At 76.1% G+C, this 12,585-nt stretch carries 12 protein-coding genes and 1 pseudogene; 6 read left to right on the top strand and 7 right to left on the bottom strand.

Annotated features, from left to right (window positions below):
* Positions 1 to 156: 156 nt before the first annotated feature.
* On the top strand, positions 157 to 567 hold the full coding sequence (locus tag O7622_RS18840) for an MmcQ/YjbR family DNA-binding protein (protein ID WP_282309472.1): 411 nt from the start codon (positions 157 to 159) through the stop codon (positions 565 to 567).
* Position 568: 1 nt separating this feature from the next.
* Here O7622_RS18840 and O7622_RS18835 read toward each other — a convergent pair whose 3' ends face one another.
* Positions 569 to 1,105: a GNAT family N-acetyltransferase gene (locus O7622_RS18835; protein WP_282309471.1), complete on the bottom strand. Its 537-nt coding sequence runs from the start codon at positions 1,103 to 1,105 to the stop codon at positions 569 to 571.
* Between the two features lie 141 nt (positions 1,106 to 1,246).
* Here O7622_RS18835 and O7622_RS18830 point away from each other — a divergent pair.
* Positions 1,247 to 1,480: pseudogene (locus tag O7622_RS18830) on the top strand (ASCH domain-containing protein); the annotation flags it as partial.
* Positions 1,481 to 1,495: 15 nt separating this feature from the next.
* Here the strand turns inward: O7622_RS18830 and O7622_RS18825 are convergent.
* Complete coding sequence (locus O7622_RS18825) at positions 1,496 to 2,623, bottom strand: CoA transferase (RefSeq protein ID WP_282309470.1); 1,128 nt, start codon at positions 2,621 to 2,623, stop codon at positions 1,496 to 1,498.
* 132 nt (positions 2,624 to 2,755) lie between these two features.
* On the opposite strand from O7622_RS18825, the gene O7622_RS18820 reads away from it, so the two are divergent.
* Positions 2,756 to 4,156 (top strand): acyl-CoA synthetase, encoded by a 1,401-nt coding sequence (locus O7622_RS18820; protein WP_282309469.1) that lies wholly within the window; start codon positions 2,756 to 2,758, stop codon positions 4,154 to 4,156.
* A gap of 9 nt (positions 4,157 to 4,165) precedes the next feature.
* Here the strand turns inward: O7622_RS18820 and O7622_RS18815 are convergent, their stop codons facing one another.
* Genes O7622_RS18815 through O7622_RS18805 form a run of 3 tightly spaced genes read right to left on the bottom strand, consistent with a single transcriptional unit; the run spans position 4,166 to position 6,876 of the window.
* Positions 4,166 to 5,266 carry an FUSC family protein gene (locus O7622_RS18815; RefSeq protein WP_282309468.1) on the bottom strand — a complete coding sequence of 367 codons (1,101 nt, stop codon included), beginning with the start codon at positions 5,264 to 5,266 and terminating at the stop codon, positions 4,166 to 4,168.
* A gap of 33 nt (positions 5,267 to 5,299) precedes the next feature.
* A complete protein-coding gene (locus O7622_RS18810) occupies positions 5,300 to 5,677 on the bottom strand; it encodes a sensory rhodopsin transducer (RefSeq protein WP_282309467.1) in 378 nt (125 codons plus the stop codon).
* The gene (locus O7622_RS18805; RefSeq protein WP_120570024.1) at positions 5,674 to 6,876 is read right to left on the bottom strand and encodes a D-arabinono-1,4-lactone oxidase; all 1,203 of its coding nucleotides are present in this window, start codon (positions 6,874 to 6,876) and stop codon (positions 5,674 to 5,676) included. The genes O7622_RS18810 and O7622_RS18805 overlap by 4 nt, the downstream gene beginning before the upstream one ends.
* Before the next feature lie 51 nt (positions 6,877 to 6,927).
* Between O7622_RS18805 and O7622_RS18800 the strand changes: the two genes are divergently transcribed.
* Positions 6,928 to 8,754, top strand: a complete 1,827-nt coding sequence (locus O7622_RS18800) for a glycoside hydrolase family 15 protein (protein ID WP_282309466.1) — start codon at positions 6,928 to 6,930, stop codon at positions 8,752 to 8,754.
* Positions 8,755 to 8,803: 49 nt separating this feature from the next.
* Positions 8,804 to 9,538: a zf-HC2 domain-containing protein gene (locus O7622_RS18795; protein WP_282309465.1), complete on the top strand. Its 735-nt coding sequence runs from the start codon at positions 8,804 to 8,806 to the stop codon at positions 9,536 to 9,538.
* A 105-nt stretch (positions 9,539 to 9,643) separates the two neighbouring features.
* On the opposite strand, the gene O7622_RS18790 is transcribed toward O7622_RS18795, so the two are convergent.
* Together O7622_RS18790 and O7622_RS18785 are read right to left on the bottom strand one after the other, a co-directional pair.
* Positions 9,644 to 10,210, bottom strand: coding sequence for a sigma-70 family RNA polymerase sigma factor (locus O7622_RS18790; protein WP_282309464.1), 567 nt, complete (start codon positions 10,208 to 10,210; stop codon positions 9,644 to 9,646).
* Positions 10,211 to 10,359: 149 nt separating this feature from the next.
* Positions 10,360 to 10,833: a molybdenum cofactor biosysynthesis protein gene (locus O7622_RS18785; protein ID WP_282309463.1), complete on the bottom strand. Its 474-nt coding sequence runs from the start codon at positions 10,831 to 10,833 to the stop codon at positions 10,360 to 10,362.
* Positions 10,834 to 10,980: 147 nt separating this feature from the next.
* On the opposite strand from O7622_RS18785, the gene O7622_RS18780 reads away from it, so the two are divergent.
* Positions 10,981 to 12,180, top strand: a complete 1,200-nt coding sequence (locus O7622_RS18780; RefSeq protein ID WP_282309462.1) for a hypothetical protein — start codon at positions 10,981 to 10,983, stop codon at positions 12,178 to 12,180.
* Positions 12,181 to 12,585 lie beyond the last annotated feature (405 nt).

Below are 12,585 nucleotides of genomic sequence, written 5' to 3'. Positions count from 1 at the left end.
CTCGTCCGAGGGGTTCTCCTCGCAATGACCGTGCGGCTCACCGAAACTCATCGCTGTCGTACTCCCCGGCTACGACATTTCCCGGTCGGACGCGCGGCGGCGGCGCCGCCACGCCGGTGCGGCCGGAATGTCGGGGGCTGCGGCTAGCCTGCGCGCATGACCGGCCCCGGAGACGCCCCGCCCGAGCACCTCGACCGCCTGCGGCCGGTCTGCCTCGGCCTGCCGGAGACCTACGAGGAGGCGGCCTGGGTGGGAGTCCGGTGGCGCGTCCGCGGCCGCACGTTCGCCCACGTGCTCACCGTCGACCCGGGCCACCAGGCGGCGTACGCGCGGGCCGCGGCGGCCGACGAGCCGGTCTGCGTGATGACGTTCCGTTCCCCCGGCGACGAGATCGCCGGGCTGCTCGCGGCCGGGCCGCACTTCTTCAAGCCGGACTGGGCCGCCGACGTGGTCGGGCTGCGCCTCGACGCGGACACGGACTGGACCGAGGTCGCCGAGCTGCTCACCGAGAGCTACTGCGTGCTGGCCCCGAAGAAACTGGTCGCGCTGGTCGACCGGCCGGGCTGAGTCAGCCGAGCTTCTTGCGCAGCGTCTCGAACGCCAGGTCCGCCCGCAGCGGCACGCCGAACCGCTCGTCGCCGTACGGGAACGGGCTCATCTCGCCGGTGCGGACGTAGCCGCGCCGCTCGTACCAGGCGATCAGGTCGTCGCGCTGGACGATCACGGTCATCCGCATCTCACCGGCGTGCCACCGCTCGGACGCGTAGCGCTCGGCCTCGGCCAGCAGATCCCGGCCCACGCCGCCGCCCTGCCGGCCGGGCGCGACAGCGAACATCCCGAAGTAGACGTGGTCGTCGCGGCGCTCCAGCTGGCAGCAGGCCACCAGGTCGCCGCCCTGCTCGGCGACCAGCACCACGCCGTCCGGGCCGGTGACCGCCGCGGTCACCATCTCCGGATCGGTGCGCTGCCCGGCCAGCAGGTCCGCCTCGTGGGTCCAGCCCTGCCGGCTGCGCTCGCCCCGGTACGCCGACTCGATCAGGTCGACGACGGCTGCGACGTCCTCGGGGCGGGCGACCCGGACGGCACGGGGTGCGGGGCTGGTCATGGCGGTTCTCCACGGTCGCGGCGGCGTACCCGGTCAGCGTACGCACGCGGGTGGCCCGGACGGCGGCCGGGACCACCGGGCGGGACGGCTCGTGGTTCACTGCACGCCATGGTGACGACCGTCGGCACGGCGGGCCTGCCCGCGGTCCTCGACCTGCCGGCCGGGCCGGTCCGCGTCACCCCGCTCGGCGACGTCGACCTCGACCACGCCCGGGACGAGGGCGAGGGGTTCGAGACGGTCGCCGCCTGGCGCGCCGGCCACGAGAGGTTCTGGCACGGCGACGACTACCGCGGCTGGCTCGGCGACCCCGGGTTCACAGTGGACGACGGCACCCCGGCCGTGCTGGAACGCTTCCGGCTGGTCGAGACGCTCTGACGGCGGCCGGGCTGGTCACTCCGCGGCGAGCCAGGCGCGCAGTTCGGCGCCGTGCTCGTCCAGCTCCGGCGGCGGCAGGTCGTAGCGGGGCGGCGCCCCGGACAGGCCGATCGGGTTCCGGATCCCCGGCACCCCGCCGGTCGTCGCCACCGGGTCCAGGCCCAGCCCCTGGGCCAGCGCCACCCCCTCGGCCACCGAGTTGATCGGGCTGCACGGCACACCGGCGGCGCGCAGCTCGGCGAACCACTCCGCACTGCCGCGCCGGGACAGCGCCGCCACCAGCAGCGGCCGCAGCTCGTCGCGGTGCGCGACCCGGTCGGCGTTGCGGCGGAACCGCGCCTCGTCGGCCAGCTCCGCCACGCCGAGCACCCGGCAGAGGGTACGGAACTGGCCGTCGTTCCCGGCGATCACCACCAGCTCGCCGTCGGCGGTGGGCAGTGGTTCGTACGGCACGATGCTCGGGTGCGCGTTGCCCATCCGGTGCGGCGCCGCCGCCCCCGCGACGTACGCGCTGGTGTGGTTGACCAGCCCGGACAGCGCCGATGAGAGCAGGTCCACGGTGACGTGCTGCCCGCGCCCGGTCTCCTCGCGGTGCCGCAGCGCGGCCAGGATCCCGACCGCCGCGTGCAGCCCGGCGATCACGTCGAACACTGCCACCCCGGCCTTGTAGGGCGGGCCGTCCGCGTCCCCGGTGAGGCTCATCAGCCCGGCGGCGGCCTGCACCATGAGGTCGTACCCGGGCAGGTCGGCGCCCCCGGCGTCGCCGAAGCCGCTGATCGAGGCGTACACCAGGCGGGCGTTGCGGGCGGTGACCGTGCCGTGGTCGAGGCCGAAGCGGCGCAGCGCGCCCGGGCGGAAGTTCTGGATCAGCACGTCCGCCCGGTCGGCCAGCCGGTGGGCCAGCGTCAGGTCGCCGGGATCGGTCAGGTCGAGCACCAGCGACCGCTTGTTGCGGTTGACCGCCAGGTAGTAGGTGGAGACGTCGTCGCGCGCCGGGGGCCGCCAGCCGCGGGTGTCGTCGCCCCCGGGCGCCTCCACCTTGACCACGTCCGCGCCGAGGTCGGCCAGCAGCATCGTGGCGTACGGCCCGGCGAGGATCCGGGAGAAGTCGGCGACCAGCACCCCGCGCAACGGACCCGACATGCCCATCCCTCCCTCGCCGCCGACCACGATGACACATTCCTGACGGCGCGCCGGGCCGGGGTGTCCGCCCCGGCTACGGTCACTGTGGGTCCGCCGACACGCCGGGCGGACGGACCGGTGAGAGGGGTGCCCGTGTCGCTGCTGAACCGGCTCGCCGAGGCCACCGACGACCGCCCGGGCGCGGTGCGCGTGGGAGACCGGTCGCTGTCCTGGGTGGAGCTGCGCCGGGCGGCCACCGCCGTCGCCGACGACCTGCGCGGCGCGGCCCGGGTGGCGGTGCCCGCCACGGCGAGCCTGGAGACGGTGGTCGGCGTGGTCGGCGGGCTGCTGGCAGGCGCGGCGGTGGTGCCGGTGCCGCCGGACGCCGGCCCGATGGAACGCGACCACATCCTGCGCGACTCCGGCGCGGAACTGCTGCTGGCGGCGCCGGGCGCACCGGACGCCGACGCCGGCTCGCCGCCGGTCGTGCCGCTGGACCTGGCCCGGCGCTCGGACACCCGGCACCCCGAGCCCGACCCGGCGGCCACCGCGTTGATCCTCTACACCTCCGGCACCACCGGCGCGCCGAAGGGCGCCTTGCTGTCCCGCCGCGCGATCGCGGCCTGCCTGGACGGGCTCGCCGACGCGTGGGCGTGGACCCCGGACGACGTGCTGGCACACGGCCTGCCGCTGTTCCACGTGCACGGACTGGTGCTCGGCGTGCTCGGCCCGCTGCGCGTCGGCAGCCGGCTGCGCCACGTCGGCCGGCCCCACCCCGAGCGGTACGCGGCGGCGGGCGCCACGATGTACTTCGGCGTACCCACGATCTGGTCGCGGATCGCGGCGCGACCGGCGGCGGCGCGGGCGCTGCGCGGCGCCCGGCTGCTGGTGTCCGGCAGCGCGGCACTGCCGGAGCCGGTCTTCGCGGCGCTGGCCGGGCTGACCGGGCACCGGCCGCTGGAGCGGTACGGGATGACCGAGACGCTCGTGACGGTGAGCGCCCGCGCGGACGGTCCCCGGCGGCCCGGCACGGTGGGCATGCCGCTGCCCGGCGTGCTGACGCGGGTGGTGGACGAGCACGGCGGCCCGCTGCCCGCCGAGGCGACGGGTGAGCTCCAGGTACGCGGCGGCACGTTGTTCGACGGCTACCTGAACCGGCCGGACGCCGACGCGGCCACCCGCACGGCGGACGGCTGGTTCCGCACCGGCGACGTCGCGACTGTCGGCCCGGACGGCGCCCACCGGATCGTCGGCCGGGCCGCCACCGACCTGATCAAGAGCGGCGGGTACCGGATCGGGGCCGGCGAGGTGGAGGACGCGCTGCTGGCCCACCCGGGGGTGCGGGAGGCGGCGGTGGTCGGCACGCCCCACCCCGACCTGGGGCAGCAGGTGACCGCGTACGTGGTCGGCGACGGCGTGGCCGAGGCGGAGCTGATCGACTTCGTGGCGCGGCACCTGTCCGCGCACAAGCGCCCCCGGCAGGTGCGGCTGGTCGGCGCGCTGCCCCGCAACGCGATGGGCAAGGTGCAGAAGTCCCGCCTGACCGAGGTGTGAGCGGCCCGTTCAGCGGGCCGCCGCCGCGCGGCGGACCTGGCGGCGGGCCTCGTCCGCGGGTACGCCCGTGGCGCGCAGCAGGTCGTTGGCGACGGTCCGCAGCTGCGACACCACGATGGTGCCGGAGAAGCCGATGTCCTGCCGGCACGCCTCGCCCGCGGCGCGGACCGCGCGCAGCACCCGTTCCCGGGCGGCGACCGGCTCGTCGGCGGCCAGGAACGCCCGGTGCAGCAGCCGGATCGCCTCGCTGAAGTGTTCCAGCGCGGCGGGCAGCTCCGGCGGCACCGGCTCCCGTTCCCGCAACATGGTGCCGATCCGGCGGACCATGCCGCGGCTGTTGCGGAACGCCCGGTCCAGGTGCTCGGCGCCGTGCCGGTACGCGGCCAGGGCCCGTCGCCGCCGCCAGCGCACCGGGGAGAACCGGACCACCTCGTCGGCGGCGGTGACCATCTCGTCGATCTGTTCCAGCTCCGTCTCGGCGGCGCGCATCCGGGCCAGCACCTCGTCGGCCGCGCGCACGTCGGCCCGCGCCAGCGCCTCCGCCGACTCGGTCATCTGGCTGGCGAACGTGTCTAGCGCCGGGTCGGCGACGCTGCGGACCGCGCGCAGCGGGTTCAGCGGCGCGATCACCAGCACCACGAGCAGGCCGACCACACCGCCGACGAGCGCGTTGACGGTCCGGGGCAGCTCCAGGTCGGGTGACACCGGGGTCAGCGTGGCGACCAGTACAGCCGTACCGCCGGCCTGGGTGACGAGCGCGCCGGTGCCGCGGACGAGCACCGCCGCGGTGACCGCCAGGAACACGATCACACCGGTCTGCCACGGCCCGGTACCCAGGAGACTCACCAGCAGGTCGCCGACGACGATACCGAGAACCACCCCGACCACCAGCTCCACCGTCCGCCGGGTGCGGTTGCCGAGCGAGGCGGCGATGACACTCACCGCGGCGGCCGGCGCGAACGTCGGGTCGGGGTTGCCGAGCACCTCGCGGGCCACCGTCCAGGCCAGCGCGGCGGCCAGGCCGGCCTGGACCGCCACGAGGAAGTACGTGCGCAGCCTCCGGCGGCTCGACCGCCCGGCGTCGCGTACCCGGTCGACGGCATCCCGCATGCGCCCGGGTACCCGCGGTCGCCCGCTCGAACCTCACCCGGGGTACGCCATCGTGCCGGTCAGCGCCACCACCCCGGGCAGCCGGGTGTCCTGGCGCAGGAACTGCACCACCACCGGGACCGGGGAGCGCAGCATGCAGCCGTACGGGCGGTCCAGCCGCACCGCCTCCGGGTCGATCAGGTCGTTCACCCGTACGTGCCGGATGCGTCGGGCACCGACCCGTATCCGGTACGGTCCGGCCGGTTCGGCGTCCTGGTAGTAGAAGTCCAGCTCCAGCTCGGCGTCCTCGTCGCCGGCGTTGAGCACGCAGAGCTGGTCGAAGGCGGTGAACGCCGGTTCCGGGCCGTGCGCGGGGAACGGCACGTGCCCGCCGGGCACCACCCAGATCCGGGCGCCGACCGGCCCGTTCACTGCTCCTCCAGCAGGCGGGCCAGGTCCGGGGTGAGGAACACCCCGTCCGGGTCGAGCCGGCGGCGCACCGCCTGGAAGTCGTCCCAGCGAGGAAAGAGGGGACGCAGGTCCCGCGCGCCGAGCCAGTGCTTCTTGCCCCAGTGCGGGCGTCCGCCGTAGTGCCGGAACACCGCCTCCACGTCCCGGAAGTACTCCTCGTACGGCAGCGAGGTGTTCTGCAGGCAGGCGATCGTGGTGGTGGGGCGGCCGTAGGCGTTGCTGAGCCAGATGTCGTCGGCGGCTATGGTGCGCACGAGCACCCGCCAGGCGGCCACCCGGCGGTGCCGGTCGCGTACCCGGCGGCGCACCTCGGCGAAGCAGGCCGGGAACGCCTCCGACGGCAGCATGTACTCGATCTCCTCGAAGCGCAGCTCCCGGTCCCGGGGAATGGTGCGGTGGGTCGGCCCGACCTGGCTCTGCCGGGGCTCGCCGTCCGGCAACCGGACCTCCGCCCGCTCCGGCGCGGCGTCCGTGTCGATGCGGTTGATCACCCGGATCTGCGTGCGATCGCTGCGCGGGTACCAGTAGAAGTCCATGTTGCGGTTGGTGTGCTGCAGCTCGGCGAGGTGGTCGAGGGTCCAGTCCAGGTGCGCGCACCAGGAGCGGCGGTGCAGCTGATAGGTCGGCTGCACGTCGAGCGTGATCCGGGTGACCACGCCCAGCGCGCCGAGGGAGAGACGGACGGCGGGCAGCAGGTCCGGGTTACGGCGCGCGTCGACGTCCAGCACGTCGCCGGTGCCGGTGACCAGGCGTACGCCGGTGACCTGCGTGCTCAGGTTCCCGAAGCCGATGCCGGTGCCGTGGGTGCCGGTGGCGGTCGCCCCGGCGATCGACTGGTAGTCGACGTCACCCAGGTTGTCCATGGCCAGCCCGGCGTCGTAGAGCCCTTCGCCGAGCGCCCTGAGCTTGGTGCCGGCCCACGCGGTCGCGAGGCGCCCGTCGTCGGAGATCACGCCGGACAGCCGGTCCAGGCTCAGCAGGATCCCGTCGGTACGCACCAGCGGGCTGGACGAGTGCCCGGAGCCGACCGGCCGGACGGTGGTGCCGCTCTCCCGGGCGCGGCGTACCAGCGCGCACACCTCCGCCTCGTCGGCGGGCTCGGCCCGCTCCGCCGGCGTGAAGCGGAGGCTGCCGGACCAGTTCACGAACTCGCGTGTCACAGCGGCCCTCCCCGGCCCGCTTACCCGTGCCCGCCCCGGGTAGTCACCGCCGTGCCCGAGTCGCCGCCGGCGTTCCCGCCGATCGACGCGTACGCGTTCCTGTCCGACACGCACACCACCGCGCTCGTCGCGCCGGACGGGGCGGTCGAGTGGTTCTGCGTACCGGACGCGGCGGGCGACGCGGTCGCGGCCCGGCTGCTCGACCGGGACGCGGGCGGCCGGTTCACGCTCACCGTCGCCGGCTGCCCGGCGCCGCGGCGCCGCTACCGGCCGGACACGCTGGTGCTGGAGAACGACTGGGCCGGCCCGTCCGGCGCGGCGGCCGGCGAGGACCTGCTCGCGGTCCGGCCCGGTTCCGCCGACCGGCCGATCCACGCCGAGCGGGTGCTGGTGCGCCGGCTGCGGGTCACCGACGGCCTGCTGCGGGTCCGCGCCGAGCTGACGCCCCGCCCCGGGTACGGGGCACGTCCGGTGCGCTGGCGGCGCGCCGGTACCGGCTGGCACGCCGACGGCACGCCGCTGCGGCTGTACACCGACCTGCCGGTCAGCGTCGAGGGCGGCACGCTCGTCGCCGAGGCGGAGCTGCGCGCCGGGCAGGACGCCACGCTGCTGCTCGGGTACGCCGACCCGGTGCCCGCCCTCGCCGACGCCGGCGAGCTGACCGAGCGGACCGCCGGCACCTGGCGGGCGTGGTCGGCGCGCGGCGACTACAGCGGCTTCGCGGCCGGCGCGGTCCGGCACAGCGCGCTGGTGCTGCGCGGCCTGTCCTACGACGAGACCGGCGCGCTGCTGGCCGCCCCGACCACGTCGCTGCCCGAGGAGCTCGGCGGGGTACGCAACTGGGACTACCGCTTCACCTGGCACCGGGACGCGGCGCTGCTGCTGCTCGCGCTGTTCCGCCTGGGCCACGCCGAGGAGGGCCGCCGCTACCTGCGTTTCCTGCTCGGCGTCTGCGCCCGGCAGCATCCGCTCGCCCCGCTCGTCGGCATCCACGGCCACCCCACCGAGGAGCGCGAGCTGCCGCACCTGTCCGGCTACGCCGGCTCGGCGCCGGTGCGGGTCGGCAACGAGGCGGCACACCAGATCCAGTTCGACACGTACGGGCACATCCTCGACGCGGCGCTGGCCTACCAGTTGCTCACCGGTGAGCTGACCGGCCCGCAGTGGGCGCTGCTGCGGCGTCACGTCGAGACCATGGCGCAGCGCTGGCGGGAACCGGACCACGGGGTGTGGGAGATCCGCGGCCCGTGCCGGCACTACGTCAACTCGAAGGTGATGACCTGGGTCTGCCTGGACCGGGGCATCCGCCTCGCCGGGCTGCTCGGTGACCGCACCGCCCCGGTGGACCGGTGGCGCCGGGAACGTGACGCGCTGCACGCCGAGGTGCTCGACCGCGGGTACGACGAGCGCGCCGGCAGCTTCGTCATGGCGTACGGCGACACCGAGCCGGACGCGTCGCTGCTGCGGATGCCGCTCGTCGGGTTCCTGCCCGGCGACGACCCGCGGATGGTCGCCACAGTCGAGCGGATCCGCGCCGACCTCGCCGTCGCGCCCGACCTGATCCGGCGCTACCGCGTCGACGACGGGCTGCCCGGCACCGAGGGCGCGTTCCTGCTCTGCTCCTTCGAACTGGTCTCCGCGCTGGTGCTGGCCGGCCGGCACGGCGAGGCGCGGGAGATCTTCGACCGGCTCGCCGGCCTGGCCGGGCCGCTCGGCCTGCACCCGGAGGAACGCGCGCCCGACGGCACCGCTCTGGGCAACTTCCCGCAGGCGTTCACCCATCTGGCGCTCATCGAGGCGGCGCTGAACCTCGACTCCGCCGGCGACCGGGACGCGCTGCACGCCTGGGCGGAACGGTCACCGGCCGCGCGGACGTGACCCGCACCCCGCCGGGAACCAGGCGGGGTGTCCCGACGACTATCCCTACATGGTGTGTGAGCAGTGGCGGGAGATCCTGTCGGCACAGCTGGACGGTGAGGCGTCCGGGTCGGAGAGCGAGGCGGCCGAGGCGCACCTGACCGGCTGCGCCGGCTGCCGCGGCTGGTTCGACTCGGCCGCGTCGGTGACCCGGCGGGCCCGTACGCAGCTCGCCCCGCGGGTGCCCGACCTGGTCGACGCGGTCCTGGCCGCCGCTCCCCCGCCCCGGCCCAGCCGCCGCCACCGGATCACGCTCGGGCTGCGCGGGGCGCTCGGCCTGCTCGGCGCGGTGCAGCTCGTACTCGGCCTGGCCCAGATCGGCCGGGAGGCGGTCGTCACGCACGCGCACGCCTCCGGCCAGCACCTGTGGCACGAGTCGGCGGCCTGGAACGTGGCGGTCGGCGCCGGGTTCCTCTACGTGGCGGCGCGCCGGTCCGCCCCGTCCGGCCTGCTGCCGATGCTCAGCGCGTTCGTCGCCACGCTCGTCCTGCTGTCGGTGAACGACCTGATCACCGGGCAGGTGGCGATGACCCGGCTGGTCAGCCACGGCTTCCTGCTGGTCGGCTGGGCCGTGATGCTGGTGCTGTCCCGCCTGGGCCGGCGCCCCGGCGACACCCCGCCCGGTCAGCGCCGGCCGGACGGATCCCGGTGGGCGCTGCCGGCCGAGGAACCCGCAGCGCCGGCGCTGCGGCTGGTGCCGCCCGGCCCGTACCCCGCACAGGCCCGCGACCGGCGCGCCGCCTGACGGTCACGCGGGTCTCCGGGTCGCCGCGTTCCGGCGGCCCCGGCGGTCACGGTCCCGCCGGGCCCCGGCCGGTCGCGGTCCCCGCAGGCCCCGGCGGTCGCTGCCTCAGCGGGCCCGGCGGTCGCGGGCGTCGCCGGACCAGGCGGCGACCAGGTCCTCCCGGGCGCGGGCCACGCGGGAGCGGATGGTGCCCACCGGGCAGCCGCACACCTCGGCCGCCTCGGCGTAGGACAGGCCGAGCACCTGGGTGGCCACGAACGCCTCCCGCCGGTCCGGCGCCAGCGTGGCGATGAGACCGCGCAGCACCACCCCGTCCTCCCCGCCGCCGGTCACCGCGCCGGCCGACTCGGCGGCGGCCTGCCAGTCCGGCAGCGCCGCGACCCGGGGCCGGGCGGTCGCCGCCCGCACGTGGTCCACCGCGACCCGGCGGGCGATGGTGAAGATCCAGGTACGCGCCGAGGACCGGCCCGCGAAGCCGGGCAGGCTGCGCAGCGCGCGCAGGAAGGTCTCCTGGGCGAGGTCGTCGGCCTCGGCGGGCCCGGCCAGGTGGGCGAGGAAACGCCACACCGGCCCCTGGAGGGCCCGGACGAACGCGGCGGCGGCCAGCTGGTCACCCCGGGCGGCGCGGCGCGCCCACCCGGTCACCTGCTCGTCGTCGGCGTCCGGGCTCATCCGCGGCCGGCCCGCCGGTCCGGCATGCTCATGCCGGACGGTACGGATGCGCGCCCCGCTCGGTTCATCAGTGGCGTCCCTCCTGCCGGCGCCGGAGTGCCGGTCGCCCCCGGTTGGTCGGCCGGCGGGGCAGGAAAGTTCCCTCGCTGTCAGTCGTCGACGGACACGGTGACCGGCCCGACCCGCAGGACGCCGTCGGTGAGCGGCGCGCACCGGACGCCGCCGCGGCGGCGCAGCGCCTTCCACGTGCCGGGGGCGACCACCACGTCGAGCCAGGCGCAGGGCGGCGCGGCCCGGTGCACCCGCAGCCGGACCGGGCCGTCGCCGCAGTCGAGCGTGAGCACGCGGCCGACCAGCTCGTCCACCGGGATGCCCTCGGTCAGTACGTTGCGCCGCAGCTGGGTGAGGTCCGCGCCGGGCGGCAGCGACTCCCGCGCGATCAGCGTGACGCTCGCCTGCCGGTGCGCGGGACGGCCGAAGTAGCGGTCACCGACGATGCCGAGCCCGGCGCGCAGCTCCACCCGGTCGACCAGTTCGCCCGGCGGCGCGGGGGCGGGTCCGTCCGCCGGGCGGCCCACGTACCGGTGCACGGGCGAGGCCAGCAACTGGACGATCCGCGGCATGCGCGAAGTCTAATCGCGGGCATACCACCGCCAAACCGGACGATAGCCGCGCTCACGTATCCGCGCTCTCCGCAGGGCGTTGTACCAGGTGTGACGGCGAGGCGACCCGACGCGATCGGGGCTCATCCGCAGCGGCGACTGGCCTGGGTGCGGCGCGAGAACGAGCGCCGGCGCCAGGCGTACGAGACGGCGGTCCGGACCTGGCGCCGCCGCGCCGAGCACCTCGACCGGCTGTCGATGGAGGCCGCGGGCTTCAGTGGGTGCGCGTTGCCGGGCACGACGCTCCCGGTGCCGCTGGGAGACGGCGAGGTCGTCTACCGCGTCCTGCCCACAGTCGACCTGGTCGAGGCCACAGCCCGGCACCTGCCCGGACTGCCGGCGCCGGGCCGCACGCTCGTCGGCTGTCTCGACCCGGCCGACGGCCCGCTACCGGCGGGACTACGCGTGGTCGACAGCGGCACCGCCGTGGTGACCGACCGGCGGGTGGCCTTCGCCGGGCAGGACGCCCGGAGGGACTGGCCCTTGCGGGACGTACGCGGCCTCGGCCATCACCCGGACCGTCCGGTCACCCTGCTGCACGACGCCGACGGCGGCACCCCGGCGGGCCTGCGCGTACCGGCCCCGGGCGCGGCGAACACCAGGTTCTACCTCACCCTCGCCCACGCCGGCGCCACCGGCACACGGCAGGCGGTCGTCGAAGACGTCGAGGCGCTGCGGTCCGCTCACCGGGCCGCCCGGCCCCGGCCACCCCGGCCGCTCGGCCCGTGGGACGCCCCGGCCGACCGGGCGCTCCCCCGGCGGCTGGCCGCAGCGGGCGTCGCGGCTGTGGCCGTACTGCTGGGCGTCACCTCCGCCGGCACCTGGACGGCCACAGCCGGGCAGACGGATCCGGCACACCGACCGGCCGCCCACCCGCTCGCTCCGGCCACGACGGCCGCTCCTGGGGTGCCGCCCGTGGCGACTCCGGTCGACCCGTCGTCGCCGTCGGTCCGGCCGACCCGGCCCGCGCCGCCACCGAAGCACCTCCCGGCGGCGACCGCTCGGTCCGGCGCACGAGTTCTCACCACCGCACCGCCCGTCGCCGGGTCGCCGCCGGCACGGGTCGGCGACCGCCCGCCGGCGCCCGTCGAGCCGCCCAGCCCTCCCGCCGGCCAGGTGACTCCGGCGCCGACCGCGAGCCCGACGGGCGACCCGAGCCCGACCGGAGAGCCCGGTCCCACCGGCGACCCGAGCCCGACCGCCTCGTCCGAGGCGGCCCCGCTGGACCTGATCGGCCAGCTGGGCCGACGGCTCGGCCTGACCGTAAGGCTCGGCGCGACAGCCCAGGTAGACGCGGCCCTCTCCTGACCCCGTGAAGTCGAGTGCCAGCCGGGGAATGAAGGTGCCACCATCCTCGACGTACCGGTCGAGGATGGCGAACCAGGTGGCCGCGCCCGGGCTGCTGATCGGCTGTGCCCGGGCGGTTGCCGTGGCGGCCGCTTGATCGACACCATTGCGCCGAGGTGGCGGCATGCGGCGGGCTCGGACCCCGCCACCTCGGCGAGCTGGCGTGGATCAAGCTGGGGTGCCCCCGAGCCCCGAGCCCCGAGCCCCGAGCCCCGAGCCCCGAGCCCCGAGCCCCGAGCCCCGAGCCCCGAGCCCCGACGATCTTGCACTCACTGCCCTCGGGATGGGCGATTCATCCCGCTTTCAGAGGTCAGCAAGTGCAAAATCTCGGAGGCGAAGGGCGGGGCGGCGGGCGACGGGGCGGAG

The organism is Micromonospora sp. WMMD1076 (genome assembly GCF_029581475.1).
GTDB lineage: Bacteria > Actinomycetota > Actinomycetes > Mycobacteriales > Micromonosporaceae > Micromonospora > Micromonospora aurantiaca.
Note: the sequence above shows the minus strand (reverse complement) of the source record. Positions and strands in the feature narration are given on the sequence as shown.

Excerpts from the sequence above, each read along its gene's own strand:
- O7622_RS18825 (WP_282309470.1), bottom strand. The coding sequence starts at position 2,623 with ATGTCGGGTCCGTTGCGCGGGGTGCTGGTCGCCGACTTCTCCCGGATC.
- O7622_RS18790 (WP_282309464.1), bottom strand. The coding sequence starts at position 10,210 with ATGAGCCCGGACGCCGACGACGAGCAGGTGACCGGGTGGGCGCGCCGC.
- O7622_RS18785 (WP_282309463.1), bottom strand. The coding sequence starts at position 10,833 with ATGCCGCGGATCGTCCAGTTGCTGGCCTCGCCCGTGCACCGGTACGTG.
- O7622_RS18795 (WP_282309465.1), top strand. The coding sequence starts at position 8,804 with ATGGTGTGTGAGCAGTGGCGGGAGATCCTGTCGGCACAGCTGGACGGT.
- O7622_RS18815 (WP_282309468.1), bottom strand. The coding sequence starts at position 5,266 with ATGCGGGATGCCGTCGACCGGGTACGCGACGCCGGGCGGTCGAGCCGC.
- O7622_RS18835 (WP_282309471.1), bottom strand. The coding sequence starts at position 1,105 with ATGACCAGCCCCGCACCCCGTGCCGTCCGGGTCGCCCGCCCCGAGGAC.
- O7622_RS18840 (WP_282309472.1), top strand. The coding sequence starts at position 157 with ATGACCGGCCCCGGAGACGCCCCGCCCGAGCACCTCGACCGCCTGCGG.